This is a genomic window from Chryseobacterium taeanense, assembly GCF_900099685.1.
Classification (GTDB): Bacteria; Bacteroidota; Bacteroidia; order Flavobacteriales; family Weeksellaceae; genus Chryseobacterium; species Chryseobacterium taeanense.
On the sequence record NZ_FNDW01000004.1, the window covers coordinates 280,852 to 295,215 of the forward strand.

The following is a 14,364-nucleotide window of genomic DNA, read 5'->3' on the forward strand; positions in this document are numbered from 1 at the left end:
CAACATTTGTTACCGTTTTCTTTATTAAATAGAAATCTCTTATTTAAAATCAGAATCTTTAGCCTGATTTACCTGGTAAGATTTTACTTTCATCGTCATATCCATTCCCATTTGGTTTATAGAGATGGTGTATGGCATTTTCACGCCGGCCACATCTTTATAATCTGAGAATGTAGTAGGAACAGTCATTTCCTGTCCCTGTGCTTTTACAGTTTTAGTTTCTCCTGTTTTTAATCCTGTTTTTACACTGTAATAATATGTTGTATCACCACCTTTTATAACGTAAGAATCTTCACCACCAACTTTTTCAATTCCTGCAAGTTTGTAATCGGGAGATTTTGCAAAACTTAACTCTTCAAAAAGTTCTTTATTTTTTTGTTTTTCAGCAATCTGCTCAGGCTTCATAGGAACTTTTTGTCCCATTTGTTCAGAGTATCCTGTTTTTCCGTCGAATACCTGCTTCTGAACTACCTGTCCCATAGCGGTAACGGTAGTAAGTTCTTTTCCACCCTGAGCTTTTACGATTTTAAAATCAATATTTTGCCCCTGCATAGACATAGAAGCATCCATCGAGTAAGAAGAAATTTTTGCAAGATTGGCTTTTCCTCCGATAGCATCAATATATTTGTCTGCTATTGAGGCTACCGTTACATTAGCATCTATCTTTTGAGTTGTTGGTTTTGCTACCGGATTTGCATCCTTATCATAGTATTTTACAGGGTAACCTAATTTTTCCAAACCTTCAGAGATGTCGGATGCTTTTCCGGCAATAAAAATTCTGCTTTTATTAGGATAAATCGTAGAATTTACCGCACTGGAAACATCAGCAGATGTCACCTTATCAATCGATTTAAGATAATTGGTATAGAAATCATCCGGAAGATCCTGAACTTTTTGGTTCAAGGCAAATCTTGCAATTGTTGCAGGCTGCTCAAGAGACATGATGAAAGAACCTTTCAGTTTTGCTTTAGCGTTTTCAAGTTCTTCAGGTTTAACAGTAGAGATTCCGTTAAGTTCATTCATGAATTCTTTTACAGCTTTGTCTGTCACTTCATTTCTTACACTTGCACTGGCAGAGAATTGCGGAGAATACTTGCTTGCGCTCATGCTGGAATAAGCTCCATAAGTAAATCCGTTTTTCTCACGAAGATTCATGAAAAGTCTCGCTTCACCACCACCTCCAAGAATGTAGTTGGCAATAGTAGCGGCGAAATAGTTCGGATCCTTCATTTTCAAAGTATTCAGGTTGTTTACGGAAACAACAGATTGTACTGCTGAAGGTACATCAACAACATCAATTTCTGTAGTAGCAACATTGGATGCCGGTTCTATAGGGGTAATTGGTGTGTTGGCTTTTTTCCATCCGCCGAATGCCTTTTCGATCATAGGTTTTACCTTGTCGAATTTTACGTCTCCTACAATTACCAGATAAGCATTGTCCGGAGCATAATATTTTTTATAGGTATTTTGAACATCAGCTAATTGGATTTTGCTGATTGATTCTACCGTTTCAAATTCTCCTCTCGAAGTATTTTTACCGTACATCAAAGCGTTAGAAACTCTTGATGCAATTGCGGATGCATTTTTTTCTTCAGACTTTAAACCTTCGATTGCTCTTTCCTTGGAATCTTCAATTTCCTTAGCAGAAAATTTAGGATTGATAATAGCATCAGCCATTAAGTTTAAAACCTGAGGAAAGTATTTAGAAAGTGAGTTTGCTGCAGCTCCGTTTGAAGAGAAATTAAGATTAGCACCAAGATAATCAACTTTTTTGTTGAAATCATCTTTGCTCATATTCATTGTTCCGTTTTCGAACTGCTCTGCCATGATTTCACTTACTCCCACCACGCTTCCTTCGTAGTAAGGAGGTCTGTCCATTGTAAGGCTGGCATTTACTCTTGGTAATTTGTTGTTTTCTACAACCATTACTGTAAGGCCATTCTTCAGTTGGAAAGTTTTTGGCTTTGCAATGTTGATGGCCGGAGTAGGTCCCGGTTTCGGCATTGCATTTAGATCAATTTTTTGTGCTGAAATCATTCCTGTGAAGAAAAATGCTACAGCTATATATGTTAATTGCTTTTTCATTTGTAAAAATTTAATTTTAATAATCACTGTTATTACCTTATTAAGGGCTTACTTTTTTTCAGGTACGTAATTGATGATTATTCTTTGGTTTGAATTAAGATACTTTTTAGCAGCATTCTGAAGATCCTGTCTTGTAATAGATCTGTAAATGTCGATTTCTTTATTGATTAAGTTTGTATTGCCCATCAGTACATGATTGGTTGCCAGCGATGCAGCAATCCCCTGAATACTTGAGTTAGCGTTTACAAACTGATTCTCAAACTGATTTTGAAGCTTCTGATAATCTTCTTCAGAGATTAATGTAGTCTGAAGCTTTTTGATTTCAGCATCGATGTCAGCCTGTAGCGTTGCTTTTGTAGTTTGCCCCATCGGGATAGCGAAGAATGCGAAAATTCCGTAATCTTCAAGACCTTGGTTGAAAGCCGCTACCTGCAATGCTTTTTTATCTTGATCTACCAATTTTTTATATAAAACAGAAGATTTTCCGCTGCTCAGGTAAGACGAAAGCATATCTAAAATATAAGCGTCTTTCTCTTTATTACCCGGAGTTCTGTAAGCGAAAACATAAGCAGGAAGCTGAATGTTAGGATCTGTCGCTGTTACCTCTTTCTCCTGAGTGATAGGAGCATCTTTCGGGAAGTTTTTAGGGTAAACAGTTCCTTTTGGAATTCCTCCATAATATTCCTGAATCCATTTCTTAGTCTCTTCAGGTTTGATATCTCCTGCAACCACTAAAGTAGCGTTATTCGGAACGTAATATTTTTTATAGAAAGCCTGGAATTCTTCCAGTTTTGCAGAGTTCAGATCTTCCATAGAACCGATTGTTGGCCAGTTGTACGGGTGATTGGTGAACAGATTTTTTTGAATGGTAGTGAAAAGGTTTCCATAAGGCTGGTTGTCCATTCTTAATCTTTTCTCTTCCTTCACAACTTCTCTCTGAGTATCTACACCGATCTGGTTGATTACGGCGTGACGCATTCTCTCAGCTTCCATCCAAAGACCCAGTTGTTCGTTATTAGAAGGGAACGTTTCGTAATAATACGTTCTGTCATTTGTAGTATTAGCGTTGTTTTGTCCTCCGTTTGAAGAAACTATCTTGAACCAGTCACCTCTTTTAATATTCGGTGTTCCTTCAAATAAAAGGTGTTCAAAGAAGTGGGCGAAGCCGGTTCTGCCTCTTACTTCATCCTTTGCTCCTACGTGATACATCACCCCGGTTGTTACTACCGGTGCAGAATTGTCCTGATGAAGAATTACGTGAAGACCGTTTGGTAAGTCATACTCTTCAAATTTAATTTGTTGTGCATTCAGAGCCATTCCGAAGAAAGCCGCTGCAGCAACCGAAAGAAGTCGCTTTTTCATAAATAGAAATTGTTTTGTCAATTAGTGTCAAATTTAATGTAATTGTTACAATCTGTCAACATAATTTTTTTGGAACTGAAAGTTGTATATTTATTAAAAATACCTTCTCTGTGGTATTGTTTAATTTTATTCTGTTCAGAATATGAAGTATTTTTACAAAAAATAACAAATTAATATGAAAAGCTTTTTAGAGCAAAATATATCTCATGATTCTCTTCTTACCCTGTTTAGCCAGGCTCCCGTGGCTATGGCTCTGCTTATTGGCGATGATTTTTGTATTCACAATGCCAATCCGCAGATGCTTGAGTTGTGGGGAAGAGATATTTCCATTATAGGAAAACCGCTGTTTGAAGTTCTTCCCGAAATAATTTCTCAAGGTTTTTTAGATATTTTTAAAAGCGTTTACCACGGCGGTGAAATTTTTAAAGGTAATAAAAGATCTGTATTTCTTGAAAAATATGGTAAATATGAAGAGCATTTCTTTAATTTTATTTATGCTCCTGTTTATAATGATGACAAAAAAATCATAGGAATCAGCATTGTTGCTACAGAAGTTACCGATCAGATCGTATCGGAAAGAAGATGGAAAGACAGTGAATACCGTTTCGAAGATCTCATTAAAAATTCCGATTATTCAATTGCAATATACCAGACAGAAGATCTTTATATAGAACTTGCCAATGAAAAGATGTTGAAAACCTGGGGTAAAAACGCTGCTGTTATTGGTATGAAGTTAGATGATGCGCTTCCGGAACTCGAAGGACAGCCTTTTATAGCAATTTTGAAAGACATTTTTAAAACCGGTAAAACCTATTCTGCAAAAGAAGATAAAGTAGATCTCGTAGTAGATGGAAAACTTCAGACATTTTATTATAACTTTTCTTATAAACCCCTGAAAAACCAAAACGGAGAAGTATATGCTATTCTGAACATGGCTGCAGATGTTACCGATCTCGTACTGGCTAAAAAAGAAATACAGGAACGGGAAGAAAAATTCCGGGATCTCGCAGATTCGATGCCTCAGTTTGTATGGACCTGTGATAATGAGGGAGAGATTACCTACATGAATGAAAGCTGGTACAAATACACGGGTTCAACTGCAAATGACAATCAGACAAAGTTGGTAAAACAGATGATGAAACCGGCAACAGCCGAAATAGCTGATGAAGTATGGAAAAATTGTGTAAAAACAAAGACTCCTTTTGTAATGGAATTCGAGTTTGAAGATCCGGAAAATAAAGGAACATATCGTTGGTTTCTCGGAAGAGCGGTTCCCAATTTTTCTGAAAACGGAGATATAAAACAATGGACAGGTACATTTACCGATATCGATGAATTCAAACAGCTCGAAACTCAGAAAGATAATTTTCTGGGTATTGCCAGCCACGAACTGAAAACACCGCTTACCAGCCTGAAATTATACACACAATACATAAAAACTAATCTTGAAAAGGCAGGAGATCCTAAAAATGCAAATGTAGCAGGGAGGATGGATTACCAGATCGATTTACTTACAGGTCTTATCAATGAGCTGCTGGATGTTACCAAAATACAGAAAGGTCAGATTCAGCTTAACGAGTCATATTTTGATTTTGATAAACTGGTAGACGAAGTGGTAGAAGAGCAACAGATGACCTCAAGACATAAACTTTTTGTAAGCCGGACCAATAAAATAGGTGAAGTTTTTGCAGACCGTCACAGAATCTCACAGGTGATGACCAACCTTATCAGCAATGCTATCAAATATTCACCGGAAGCAGATGAAGTTCATATTTCTACTGGTCTGAATGGTAATGATGCCCAGTTTAATGTAAGGGATTTCGGAATTGGAATTCCGGAAGACCAGCATGCAAAGGTTTTTGATCAGTATTACCGCATCAGTGCGTCCCGAGACTATACTTTTCCGGGGCTGGGTCTGGGGCTGTATATCTCATCCGAAATTATTAAAAGAACAGGAGGTGAAATTTTTGTTTCGTCCGTAGAAGGAGAAGGGTCTGATTTTTGCTTCAGAATCCCAAAGATTAAAAATTAATAAAATTATACCATGTCTAATGCTGCAAAAATTATAGTAGTGGATGACAGTCCCGCGATTGTTGACTCTATTGAAATGATGTTGGATTTTGAAGGATTTGAAGTTTCTAAATTCTATAAAGGTTCCGAAATGTATAACGCCCTTGATCCTGATAAGAAACCGGATGTTATTTTGATGGATATGTGGCTGTCCGGCGAAGACGGAAGAGATTTTTGCAAGCTCATCAAAGCACACGAGAACTTTCAGGATATTCCTGTACTCATTATGTCGGCAAGCCGCGGACTGGAACAATCAGCACTCGATGCAGGAGCCAATGAATTTATTGCCAAACCATTTGATTTGGGGGACATGGTCGACAGGATAAGACATTATTTGAAATAATATTACATACAAACCGGCAGTTTTCTGTCGGTTTTTTTTGTTTAAACAAGGAACATTGAAAATTTTTCCCGAAAGCTTCCTGCAGGTTGCAGCAACCTTTCATGCTTTCCCGAAAACTTGTTACGAGGTTGCAACAAACTTTCGGGAACTCCCGAAAACCTGTTGCAAGGGTGCGGCGACTTTTCTGGTTTACCAGAAAACTCATTGCAAGGTTGCGAGAAGCTTTCTGGAAAGCTAAAAAATGTTTTAAGCCAAACAACGCAAAACCAAAGTTTGAATTCTCCATATAATACACTAATTTTGTGTTCCCAAAAATTTTTTGCAGCATGGAGGATTATCTGAAAGGACTGAATGAATCACAATTTGAAGCCGTTACCACATTACAGGGACCACTAATGGTTCTCGCAGGTGCGGGTTCCGGGAAGACACGTGTGCTTACCATGCGTATCGCACATCTCATTACAAATGGGGTGGATCCTTTTAATATTTTAGCCTTAACCTTTACCAACAAGGCTGCGAAAGAAATGAAGGAACGTATCGCCAAAGTCGTGGGGCAGAGCAATGCAAGAAGTCTTTGGATGGGAACTTTCCACTCGGTTTTTGCAAGAATTCTGAGAAGTGAAGCACATTACCTGGGATATCCTTCCAATTTTACAATCTACGATCAGCAGGATGCTTTGAATGTTATTAAAAAAGTACTCAAAGACATGAATATCGATGCCGATCTTTATAAACCTAAAAAAGTTCAGGCAAGAATTTCCACCTATAAAAATAATCTGATTACGGTAAAGGCTTATTACGCCAATCCTGAACTCATGGAAGCTGATGAGAAGGCCAATATGAAGTTCATCGGGCAGATTTACCAACGATACGTCGAGCAGTGTTTCAAAAACGGATCTATGGATTTCGATGATTTGCTGCTGAAAACCAACGAATTATTGACAAGATTCCCTGAGGTGTTGGCTAAGTATCAGGACAGATTCAGATATATTCTTGTGGATGAGTATCAGGATACCAATCATTCACAGTATCTTATTGTTAAAGCCTTAGCCTCAAAATTTGAAAATATTTGCGTGGTAGGGGATGATGCACAGTCCATTTACTCTTTCCGTGGTGCCAATATCTATAATATTTTAAATTTTAAAAAAGATTATCCGGATGCCGTAACGGTTTCGCTGGAACAAAACTACCGTTCTACGCAGAATATCGTGAATGCGGCTAATGTGGTGATCGCAAAAAACCTTCAGCAGTTTAAGAAGAACGTTTTCAGTGAGAATGAAGAAGGGGAGAAGATTAAAGTCTACCGTTCGCTTTCCGATGCCGATGAAGCCAATTTCGTTGCCGGAAATATCTGGGAAACCCGAAACCGTGAGCAGAGAAAGTACAGTGATTTTGCAATTCTGTACCGTACCAACTCGCAGACTCGTGCCTTTGAAGATGCTTTGAGAAGAAAAAATATTCCGTATAAAGTGTACGGAGGTTTGTCTTTCTATCAAAGGAAAGAAGTAAAAGACCTGATTGCTTATTTAAGACTTTTAGTTAACGAAAACGATTCGGAAGCATTAATGCGGATTATCAATTATCCTACAAGGGGAATCGGGGAAACGACTCAGAATAAGCTGGTCGTATTTGCCGATGCTCAGAATGTTTCGGTTTCAAAAGTGCTGGATAACCTTCCGATGTATTCGCCTCATTTAGGATTTAATAATGGCGTTTTAAATAAACTGAACGACTTCTGGTCGATGATAAAAGCATTTCAGGTATTACTGAAAACAGAAACCGCTTACAATGTAGCCATGGAAGTTGCCAAACGAAGTGGTTTGATTAAATTTTTAAAAGACGATCAGACTCCGGAAGGTATTTCCCGTGTAGAGAACGTTCAGGAATTAATGAATTCCATGCAGGGATTTATTGAAGAGCAGATGCAGCTGGAAGACGGAGATCCGAGTTTGCCGAATTTCCTTGAAAATATCGCGCTTTCGGCAGATACGCAGGATAAAAATAATGAAGAAGATATGGTTTCGTTAATGACCATTCACCTCTCAAAAGGTCTTGAATTTCCGGTGGTACATCTGGTTGGGTTAGAAGAAAATCTCTTCCCTAGCTTTATGAGTTCTGCCACGAGAGAGGATCTTGAAGAAGAAAGACGTTTGTTCTATGTAGCCTTAACAAGAGCCGAAAAACAGGCATTTTTCTCCTATGCGATTTCACGTTTCCAGTGGGGGAAAATTACCGATGCGGAACCTTCAAGATTCTTAAGTGAAATTGATGATGAATATATTGAATTTGTAAATCCGGCGATCGAGAAACGTTTTATCAATAATGCAGGATTAAAATCAAATATTTTCGACGAACACCCTTCTGAAATGAGAAGCTTCAAAAAGGTTGAAAAGAAAACCATCGAAAGAAGCGGAGATTCCAAACCTGTTGCCGAACCGAGAAAGCTAAAACCTGTAAGTACAGCAAAAATTATTAATCCGAGCGGCGCTTCTTCTCAGGATATTGAAGTGGGCGATAAAGTAAGACACGACCGTTTCGGAGTTGGTGAAGTGACATTTCTGGATGGAACTGATCCACAGAATATAAAAGCAAAGGTAGTTTTCATGTATGAAGGCGAGAAAAATTTGATTTTGAAATATGCTAAACTGACGAAGATTTAAGGTTCTTACAGGTAGCCTTCAGATTTGCATCTGATCTGCGTCATCAGCACAGTCTGCGAGAGTTCTTTTTACACTCACAGATTGTGGAGATTGAGCAGATTTTTTGTATTCTGATCTGTGAAATCGATGTACTCTATGGTCATTTTCTTTACACCTTACTAATCGATCGAATTTATATGCATTCTTATCAGCGGCATCAGCGGGAATTGTTTTACGCTCGCAGATTTTGGAGATTGAGCAGATTTTTTGTATTCTGATCTGTGAAATCCGTGTACTCTGTGGTCATTTTCTTTATACCTTACTAATTGATCGAATTTATATGCATTCTTATCAGCGTTATCAGCGGGAGTTGTTTTACGCTCGCAGATTTTAGAGATTGAGCAGATTTTTTATATTCTGATCTGTGAAATCCGTGTACTCTGTGGTCATTTTCTTTATACCTTACTAATTGATCGAATTTATATGCATTCTTATCAGCGGCATCAGCGGCATCAGCGGGATTTCTTTTTACTCTCGCCGATTTAACTAGATCTAGCAGATTTTTTTATATGCTGATCTTTGCAAATCCGTGTGATCTGTGGGAAAATATAGATTTCGTATCTTAGCCATAAAAGTTTTACAATGAAAAGGATTCTCGTATTTTTAATCATCACATTATTCTCGTTACCGTTATTTTCTCAGGAGTACAATACCATTCAAAATATTCATTATTACGATGAAAAGACAAATAAATCTGATGTTTATATCAATGAAAGATGTGTTCTGGATGTATATGTTCCGAAAAATGTGAAGAATTTCCCGACGGTAATCTGGTTTCATGGCGGAGGTTTAACAGGTGGACAAAAAGAAATTCCTGAAGCTTTAAAAAACAAGGGAGTTGCCGTGATCGGAGTTAATTACAGACTTTCTCCAAAAGTAAACGCTCCGAAATATATTGAAGATGCTGCAGCGGCTACTGCATGGGTTTTCAACAATATCAAAAAATACGGCGGAGATGAAAATAAGATTTTTATTTCAGGTCACTCCGCGGGAGGCTATCTTGCGATTATGGTTGGTTTAAACAAAATGTATCTTAATAAATATGGAATTGATGCCAATCAATTGGCTGGTATTATTCCTTTCAGTGGACAAATGATCTCTCATTTTACCACAAGAAAAGAAAAAGGGATTGATGAACTGGATGCCAGAATTGATGAATATGCACCACTCCATTTCATCAGGGCAGATGCTCCACCATTATTATTAATTACGGGCGATCGCGAAAAAGAACTGCTGGGAAGGTATGAAGAAAATGCCTACATGGCCAGAATGATGAAGCTGAAAGGTCATAAAAATACAATGTTGTACGAGCTTCAGGGTTTCGATCATGGTGGAATGGCTCAACCTGCTTTTCCCTTATTGCTCAATGAAATAAAGAGAGTTGAGAAATTGAAAAAATAGATTTTAACTGTAATTATTTACCATAAAAAAGCCGATTTTATATTACAGAATCGGCTTTACATTTAAATATATTATTTCTTTTTTGAGATGATAAAATTTACCATTTCATCCGTAAGTTGATCCAGGTAGGCTTTATCGGTTGTCCCAAAACCATGTACACCATCTTTTACGACAACTAATGTTGCTTCTATATTTTTCTTTTTAAGCTTTTTCAATAGTTTTTTAGAATGTTTTAAAGGGGCGACTTTATCTTTGTTTCCATGTAAGATGAACGTGGGAACTCCATTTTCCACATCATTGATGGGAGAAACGGTTTCAAGATAATCAATCGCTTTCCTTTTTTCTGTTTTAATGCTATAACCCGAAATTCCGTAAACCAGCTTTTCCCGGATCTCTACAATAGGCTTAAAGAATAATCCGACAATAGATACCGGAACTTTTCCTAATCTGGTGTGCAGGAGTTTATTAAGATCAGTTGGACCAAAATTATCCACCACATAATTTACCTTAGCCGAATATGTTGAAAGTTCAGGACTCCCTGTATATTCGTTATCATTTGTATAGGCCGCAAGTAATGAGAGATGCGCTCCCGAAGAGACTCCGAAATACCCGATATTATCAGGGTCAAAATTATATTTTTCTGCATTTTTACGTATCCATCTTACCGCATCTTTCGTATCTTCAATCGGTAAAGGAAAATGAATTTTATCGCTTACTAAGGTATAATCAATACTGATGACCGCAAAGTTTTTTTCAACTAATTTCAAAATGAAACTTTCAATATAATTATTAGCTCTCACTGTTTTATCTCCTTTTGCCCAAGCTCCGCCATGTACATAAACAACAACCGGCAGCTTTCCGGAAACTGAATTTTTAGGTTTATAAATATCCAAAGCAACCGGGTTGCCCGCGGAATTTGTTTTGTAAATAATGTTTTCAGAAAAAGCCGTTCTTTCCGGAAGCAGCGTGCTGGCAGGAAGCTTCATCTCCGGTAGCTCTTGTGAATACCCGAAGTGATAAATGCTTAAAAAGAAAACAAAAAACAGGTTTGTCATAAACCTGTCCATTAATTTATTGTTCGTAGAAAATTTCATAGAATAAATTTTTGCTGAGTTTAATTTGCAAACCCCTCAAAAAGTCTACCAAACCCCTCAATTTACTTTTGTTAAAGAATAAGTTCTCCAAAAAGCTTTTCGAAAGTTTTGTCGAGATCTTTCGATTTGCCGGGATGAGGTCTGGAAGTCTGTACGACAGAGCTTCTAACTGCGGTGAGCCAACGGAAACGCTCGGGAATTTCAAGCTGAGCAATGGGTCCACCGTCTTTATCGCCATTGGCAATTTTCTGAAAGCTTTCAAGATTCTGGATAATATCATCGTAATCAAGCTTGCTTCTCATCAGTTTAAATTTATCAGGACATAAATAAAATGCGACTTTGATAAATTTCTCTCTCTTTGAAAACATTACCAGCCCGATGTTGAAAAACTCTTCTCTTTCAACCTTCGGAACCAATCGTATCACAGCGTATTCGTAAATTTTATCCTCTTGCATTTTTAGCTTCGTTTAAAAAGATTTCAGAATTTTCCAGTCTTGTTTTCAGGAAATTAAAATAAATGTCGCGAATTTCTTCAGGACTTTCATCGACATCATTCCAGTGAAGCCATTCTTCAGGGATAAGATTAACAATTTCCCGGAATATATTTTCATTTAAAACCTCTTTTGCAAACCGGTCGGCTTCATCCAGCCTTGTAGCCTGTGGAAGGAGAACATGGTCTTTTACATATTTGAACGGGGTTTTTGCAGCAGTGTCAAAATTTTGCCATGAATGATGGAAGTAGAAGGAAGCGCCATTGTCAATTACCCACAGTTCTTTATGCCACATCAGAAGATTGGTGTTCTTAAAAGTACGGTCGATATTGGTAATAAATCCATCCAGCCATACGATCTTTGAAGCCAGAAGCGGATCAATCTTTATGCTCGGGTCATAAGCAATGGATTCGGATAGATAATGAAGTCCAAGATTCAGTCCTTCTGAAAATTTCAGGAGATCCTGGATTTCTTCATCGGCTTCGGTTCTTCCGAAATCGACATCAAGATTTACGAAAACCAGTTCAGGAATTTTTATTCCCAACACTTCTGTTATTTTTCCACCTAAAAGTTCTGAGATCAGCATTTTAACTCCATGACCAGCGCCACGGAATTTTAAAACATATTTAAAATCATCATCAGCTTCTGCCAAAGCAGGAAGAGAACCTCCCTCACGAAGCGGCAAAATGTAACGCACGACGGTTACCGTTCTTAAATCCAACATGAAGCAAAAATAAGATTTTTACTTTGTGTTTATTTCTATTTTTGATATTTTTAAGTGAAAATCAATTTGATTTTTTAAAATAAAAGTAAATATGAATACCACGAGAAAACAAAATATTATCATTTCAAATCCTGAAACCAAAGATTTTCTGGCAGATGCATTTTATCCTGAAGAAAGGGAGAAACTGCCGCTTGTTATTTTTGTTCACGGTTATAAAGGATATAAAGACTGGGGCGCATGGAATTTAATGGCTGAAAAGTTTGCAAGCGCTGGTTTTTTCTTTGTTAAATTTAATTTTTCGCACAACGGAACAACGGTGGAAGATCCTCATAATTTTGCTGATCTGGAAGCATTCGGAAACAATAATTATTCAAAAGAACTCTCAGATCTTGGAGTTGTGATCGATTATTTTGTTCAAAACCATAATGTTGATAGCCGAAGAATTATTTTAATCGGTCATAGCAGAGGAGGTGGAATTTCTATAATTAAAACCTATGAAGATGAAAGAATACATGGATTGATTACGCTTGCAAGTGTTGATACGCTGGATCGTTTTCCAAAGAATGAAGCTTTTGAGCAGTGGAAAAAAGAGGGTGTTTATTACGTATTGAATGGGCGCACAAAACAGGAAATGCCCCATTATTTTCAGTTTTATGAAGATTATGAAAAAGATATTCACCGGTTTGATGTGGAAAGAGCGACGGAAATGGCTAAAGTCCATTTTTTAATCATTCACGGAACAAGCGATGAAAGTGTAAACGTGAAAAACGCAGAACATCTTCATATTTTGCATCCGAATTCTGAACTGTACTTAATAGAAAATGCTGATCATACTTTTGGAGCAAGAGAGCCTTGGGAAAAAAACGAATTGCCATTATATCTTAGAGAAGTAACAGAAAAATGTATCATGTTTATTAAAGAAAAAATGTACTTATAATTTTTTTTCATAATTTAGTGATAAATATAAATCACTAAAATCAATTATTATGAAAAATTCAAATTTAAAAAATGCTCAGAAATTAAGCAGAGAGTCTCAAAAACAAATTCTTGGAGGAGATTTAATTTTAGTATGTGCAACTGGATGTCACAGAAATTATCTGAGTGACGGATCTGGCAGATGTATTGTACCTCCATGTACATCGCCTAATTTTGGTACGGAAAGCAAAGATGCTAACGGACGTTGGCAATGTTGTTACTAAACTTTAATCATATAATTAAGGAGCGAAATTTTTTCGCTCCTTTTACTTTTATCTTATTAAAATCTTCCAGGCTTCTTCAATTTTGCTTTCCAAAAGTAGTCTTTGGGCACTTTGATGAATATTTTCGTCTGCATGAAAATCACCTTCTGGCAAAACTTCAATATTGGCAAGCATTCCCAGATCATTTCCGGTAAATATTTTACTCAATTTAATTTCATCAGGAAGAAGATCAAATCCGATTCCTTTTGTTACCAGCGGTTTTGGGACTTCAAAAAGATTATTTTCATTATTTCTTGAATACCAGTTGCTGCCCAGACGCGCGACCATATCGAGCTTTGTCTGATCCAGATTTCCTTCATCGTTCAGGTATTCTTCCCTGATATGAATTTTCTGCACTTCACAAATTACAAGATTTCCTGCACCGCCCTGGTCACCTAATGGTTTTACTTCTAAAACTTTGCATTCAAAATTTACCGGACATTCTTCAATCAATTTAGGCTGAATAAGATCTGCATCTTTCATGGTAAGCCCCGATTTGATAAATTCATTCACACCGTCACCATATTCGGTAGACGCTAATGAAATCTGTTGAACAATTGGGAAATTTACAGTTCCTATCACAACTTCAGGGACCTCCAGAATGTTTTCCAAGGTATGTTTTGTCGTATTGTCGCGTACTCTTCTCGATGGTGAAAAGATTAAGATCGGAGGCACCGTACTAAACATATTGAAAAAGCTGAAAGGCGATAAATTGCTGTTGCCATTTTTATCAACTGTTGATGCCAGTGCAATCGGTCTCGGTGAGATGGCAGTCTGCATTACTGTTTGCAGCTGTACGGGAGTTATTTCGGATGGAATGAGTGTTTTCATTTTTTATTAACACAGTACCTTTTGTT

At 37.3% G+C, this 14,364-nt stretch carries 13 protein-coding genes; 7 read left to right on the forward strand and 6 right to left on the reverse strand.

Going from position 1 to position 14,364, the window contains the following annotated elements:
• Positions 1-39 precede the first annotated feature (39 nt).
• Positions 40-2,085, reverse strand: a complete 2,046-nt coding sequence (locus BLR30_RS08430; RefSeq protein WP_089857082.1) for a M16 family metallopeptidase — start codon at positions 2,083-2,085, stop codon at positions 40-42.
• A gap of 48 nt (positions 2,086-2,133) precedes the next feature.
• The gene (locus BLR30_RS08435) at positions 2,134-3,447 is read right to left on the reverse strand and encodes a M16 family metallopeptidase (RefSeq protein ID WP_089857084.1); all 1,314 of its coding nucleotides are present in this window, start codon (positions 3,445-3,447) and stop codon (positions 2,134-2,136) included.
• Positions 3,448-3,622: 175 nt separating this feature from the next.
• Here BLR30_RS08435 and BLR30_RS08440 point away from each other — a divergent pair, with 175 nt between their 5' ends.
• From BLR30_RS08440 to BLR30_RS08460, 5 genes are all read left to right on the forward strand, one after another.
• Positions 3,623-5,479 carry a PAS domain-containing sensor histidine kinase gene (locus BLR30_RS08440; RefSeq protein WP_089857086.1) on the forward strand — a complete coding sequence of 619 codons (1,857 nt, stop codon included), beginning with the start codon at positions 3,623-3,625 and terminating at the stop codon, positions 5,477-5,479.
• 12 nt (positions 5,480-5,491) lie between these two features.
• Positions 5,492-5,860 (forward strand): response regulator transcription factor, encoded by a 369-nt coding sequence (locus tag BLR30_RS08445; protein ID WP_089857088.1) that lies wholly within the window; start codon positions 5,492-5,494, stop codon positions 5,858-5,860.
• Between the two features lie 55 nt (positions 5,861-5,915).
• Positions 5,916-6,098 carry a hypothetical protein gene (locus tag BLR30_RS08450; protein WP_175443630.1) on the forward strand — a complete coding sequence of 61 codons (183 nt, stop codon included), beginning with the start codon at positions 5,916-5,918 and terminating at the stop codon, positions 6,096-6,098.
• A gap of 88 nt (positions 6,099-6,186) precedes the next feature.
• Positions 6,187-8,520: an ATP-dependent helicase gene (locus tag BLR30_RS08455; RefSeq protein ID WP_089857090.1), complete on the forward strand. Its 2,334-nt coding sequence runs from the start codon at positions 6,187-6,189 to the stop codon at positions 8,518-8,520.
• Between the two features lie 621 nt (positions 8,521-9,141).
• Positions 9,142-9,960 carry an alpha/beta hydrolase gene (locus BLR30_RS08460; protein ID WP_089857092.1) on the forward strand — a complete coding sequence of 273 codons (819 nt, stop codon included), beginning with the start codon at positions 9,142-9,144 and terminating at the stop codon, positions 9,958-9,960.
• 71 nt (positions 9,961-10,031) lie between these two features.
• On the opposite strand, the gene BLR30_RS08465 is transcribed toward BLR30_RS08460, so the two are convergent.
• From BLR30_RS08465 to BLR30_RS08475, 3 genes are all read right to left on the reverse strand, one after another.
• On the reverse strand, positions 10,032-11,054 hold the full coding sequence (locus tag BLR30_RS08465) for an alpha/beta hydrolase (RefSeq protein ID WP_089857094.1): 1,023 nt from the start codon (positions 11,052-11,054) through the stop codon (positions 10,032-10,034).
• Between the two features lie 71 nt (positions 11,055-11,125).
• A complete protein-coding gene (locus BLR30_RS08470; protein WP_089857096.1) occupies positions 11,126-11,509 on the reverse strand; it encodes a DUF3037 domain-containing protein in 384 nt (127 codons plus the stop codon).
• A complete protein-coding gene (locus BLR30_RS08475; protein WP_089857099.1) occupies positions 11,496-12,269 on the reverse strand; it encodes a HipA family kinase in 774 nt (257 codons plus the stop codon). Before BLR30_RS08475 ends, BLR30_RS08470 begins: the two co-directional genes overlap by 14 nt.
• A gap of 91 nt (positions 12,270-12,360) precedes the next feature.
• On the opposite strand from BLR30_RS08475, the gene BLR30_RS08480 reads away from it, so the two are divergent.
• Complete coding sequence (locus tag BLR30_RS08480; protein WP_089857102.1) at positions 12,361-13,206, forward strand: alpha/beta hydrolase family protein; 846 nt, start codon at positions 12,361-12,363, stop codon at positions 13,204-13,206.
• A gap of 49 nt (positions 13,207-13,255) precedes the next feature.
• Complete coding sequence (locus BLR30_RS08485) at positions 13,256-13,468, forward strand: hypothetical protein (protein WP_089857104.1); 213 nt, start codon at positions 13,256-13,258, stop codon at positions 13,466-13,468.
• Positions 13,469-13,516: 48 nt separating this feature from the next.
• Here BLR30_RS08485 and BLR30_RS08490 read toward each other — a convergent pair whose 3' ends face one another.
• Positions 13,517-14,338 (reverse strand): flavin reductase family protein, encoded by an 822-nt coding sequence (locus BLR30_RS08490; RefSeq protein WP_089857106.1) that lies wholly within the window; start codon positions 14,336-14,338, stop codon positions 13,517-13,519.
• Between the last annotated feature and the right edge of the window lie 26 nt (positions 14,339-14,364).